The sequence below is a fragment of the Pseudoalteromonas sp. SG41-2 genome (assembly GCF_014164535.1).
Classification (GTDB): Bacteria; Pseudomonadota; Gammaproteobacteria; order Enterobacterales; family Alteromonadaceae; genus Pseudoalteromonas; species Pseudoalteromonas rhizosphaerae.
In genome coordinates this window covers 1-3,148 of sequence record NZ_JACJFK010000067.1, presented here as the reverse complement: position 1 = coordinate 3,148, position 3,148 = coordinate 1, and the positions used below count along the sequence as shown (strand labels likewise).

Here is a 3,148-nt window from a genome sequence, read left to right as displayed (position 1 = left end):
TTTACGGTGGCCGTTAGATCACATGACTTCGCTATCTTGTGCTAGCTCGTCTCCAGCCTACGCCTCATATGATGTTTTTGTTCATCAGCTCACAGATTTGCTAGCGGCTTCCTCCAGACTATCTCGCGCGATTTAGCCCTTGCCATTCGCTAGTAGTTATCGTTTAATAACAGTATGTTATTTAAACGGTGATCTTCCTACAGAGGACTTTCACCTCATAAGTCAATGCCCATGTCGGGCGTACACAAGAAAATCCAGGTGACGCCTACGGCGCACCTGATTTAGGCGTTAGGATCTAATGCAAATACTTACGTTTTTCCTGCTAATTCTGCTTGCACTTCCAAGCAACTCGCAAACATATGCTATCTACGATAGGGAAACTGCTGAAGCTAAGGTTGCTCCTGTTTTGAATGCTTTAAAGGAAGGGGTTAGGACGAAAAATGTAGAACTATTTAGTAGCTATATTTTTTTCCCATTAAATATTAGTAGTGCCCAAGTAATTACAAAGGATGATGCTTTACCTATTAAGCCTCAAAAAATATTAACTAAAGAGGAGTTGCAGCAAAGATTTGATGAAATTTTTACTGATACCCTCATAGATTTAATTAACTGTATTACACCTCAAAATATGATTTACGATAAATATAAAGGGTTTGATGCAGCATATGGGGCAATTTGGTTTTTCGATATTGTCTATGAAGACTCAGGGAAAAGGCTCTACGCACTATCAAGCCTTTCCCATGAAAAAAATGCAACCAATAAATGGCTGGATCAGAATTGCAAAACTCAATAGCAGATCCTAACAAGTTAAATCATCGGAAAACCACTCGCTGCGCTCGCGTTTTCCGCTGTTTAAAGCGTTATGTTGCCCCGATAAATTTAGCTATCGTAGAGTGAAAAATGATAAGAAAATACAACGATAATGACTTAGATTCGATTCTTGAAATCTGGTTGACTGCTTCGATGAAAGCTCACGATTTTGTCTCAGCTGAATTTTGGAAATCCCAAGTTGATAATATGCGTAATATTTACCTTCCAGCTTCAGAGATATGCGTTTATGAAATGGATTCTAAAGTTGTTGGTTTTTACGCATTGTATGAAAGTAATCTGGCAGCGATATTTGTAGATCCTGACTTACAAGGTAAAGGTATTGGTAAGCAATTGCTGACCCATGCAAGATCGCAAAGAGTCATGCTTACTCTTTCTGTGTACAAAGAAAATCAGGCAAGTTATCAGTTTTATCTGTCTCAAGGTTTTAATGTGATTAGTGAGCAAGTTGATGAATATACAGGCCATTTAGAGTACACAATGAGTACGGGCACATAACAAACGGTTCAAGAGGGACAACCAACGCGTGGGATTTTTACTATACGTTGGTTTCTGTGGTTACGGTGTTATGCGGAAAGTTGGTAGTAGCGTTGGCTGCCCCTTAAGCGGGCGTTGAGGCTGTAGAATTACTCTTTCTAGGAACTGATTTTACATATTCGGCTTGATTGTTTTCTAACCTTGAATCTACCTGTCCGCTGTGATCTAATAGATATTATTCACCCACGGTAAATTGTTATGGCCAACTACAAGCCAGACTTATCCTGCCAAAATAAATTCATTCCAATCAATTTTGCTGAGCAAATATTGCCAGGTACATTTGAGTATGCGCTTTGTTATATTGTCGAAAATAAACTCGATTTATCGGGCTTTGATGCGTGGTATCACAATGATAAAACGGGTGCTGCTGCGTATCCTCCTTCAGTGATGCTAAAGATTATTTTACTTGGTTACGCACATGGTTTGGTTAGTAGCCGCCGTATTGCTAAGGCGTGTGAGACGAATATTTTGTTCATGAGTGTGTCGGGTGATATTCAACCTCATTACACATCTGTAGCGGGATTCGTGGCCAAAATGCACGAATAGATTGAACCGCTGTTTACGCAAGTACTGATGATCTGCGACGAAGAAGGCTTGATAGGTCGCAACATGTTTGCCATTGATGGATGCAAATTGAAATCTAATGCGAGTAAAGAATGGAGCGGCACATTCGATGAGCTAGGGCGTAAAAAAGCAAAACTAGAACGCGCGAGTAAACGTATTATCGAACGTCACCAATCACAAGATAGCCTGAGCGAAGAGTTGATAACACAGGATTTAAAGCAAAAAGAAAAGCTGGATAAAAGTGCAGATAAAATCACGGAGTTCTTAGCGACCCACGAGGAAAAAACGGGCAGCAAAGGCAAGCCTATTAAAAGTAATATTACCGACCCTGATAGCGCGAAAATGACCACGTCAAAAGGTACAATCCAAGGCTACAACGGGATAGCGATAAATGACGATAAACATCAAGTTATACTGCAAGCACAGGCATGGGGCTCGGTGGGCGAGCAGCAAACCCTGCAGCCAGCAGTTAAGCAATTAAAGCAGCAGCTTGATAAATTGAATACCGACAAATCAACAGACGAACAAACGATTAAGTTCACCGCAGACAGTGGGTTTAATAGCGAAGCGAACCTTGAATACATGGCGAAAAGTGGCTTTGATACTTACATTGCGGATAACCAATTTAGAAAACGAAACCCGTTATTTAAAGACAGCGAAACCTATGAAACAGAGCAAGAAAAACGCCGACTAAAACGCAGTAAAGGTAAGCCACGGTTATTCACCTCAGACGACTTCCATTATGATGAGACGACACAAACCTGCCGCTGTCCAGCAGGCAATGACATGTGGCGAAGTGGTATCAATGTAAAAAGCCACAACCAAAAATACACGCGATTCTGCGGTTACTTAAAAGATTGCAAAGTATGCTCACTGCAACAGCAATGCATGCGAAAGCCACCGATAAAAATAGGGCGGCAAGTACAGTTTAAAAATGATGAATCGCGTAAAAAGCTAAGCTACATCGACAAAATGAAGGTCAAAATAGACAGCCCAATCGGGCGACGACAGTACAGCAAACGACTTGGCTGTATAGAGCCAGTGTTCGGGAATATTACAGTTAACAAAGGCATGAATAAATTGACCTTACGCGGTGCGTATTCTCATGACTTTGATCACCGATTCTCATCAGCTTTGATCACTTGATTTATCATTTTGTAGAGCCGTTTTTAAATTAGCTTAACTGATCATCATCAGTCAATTTATTTAACTGTTTTCG

The 3,148-nt window shown here is 40.7% G+C and carries 4 protein-coding genes; all 4 read left to right on the top strand.

The genetic code is table 11. The features are described from left to right. The first annotated feature begins 298 nt into the window (after positions 1–298). The 4 genes from H5186_RS22280 to H5186_RS22270 all read left to right on the top strand — a co-directional run bounded on the left by H5186_RS22280 (position 299) and on the right by H5186_RS22270 (position 3,075). Positions 299–793, top strand: coding sequence for a hypothetical protein (locus H5186_RS22280; protein ID WP_182740870.1), 495 nt, complete (start codon positions 299–301; stop codon positions 791–793). A 107-nt stretch (positions 794–900) separates the two neighbouring features. Next, complete coding sequence (locus H5186_RS22275) at positions 901–1,326, top strand: N-acetyltransferase (protein ID WP_144231923.1); 426 nt, start codon at positions 901–903, stop codon at positions 1,324–1,326. Between the two features lie 237 nt (positions 1,327–1,563). Continuing rightward, the gene (locus H5186_RS23210) at positions 1,564–1,911 is read left to right on the top strand and encodes a transposase (protein WP_259398902.1); all 348 of its coding nucleotides are present in this window, start codon (positions 1,564–1,566) and stop codon (positions 1,909–1,911) included. A gap of 87 nt (positions 1,912–1,998) precedes the next feature. Beyond that, the gene (locus tag H5186_RS22270; protein WP_259400403.1) at positions 1,999–3,075 is read left to right on the top strand and encodes a transposase; all 1,077 of its coding nucleotides are present in this window, start codon (positions 1,999–2,001) and stop codon (positions 3,073–3,075) included. Positions 3,076–3,148 lie beyond the last annotated feature (73 nt).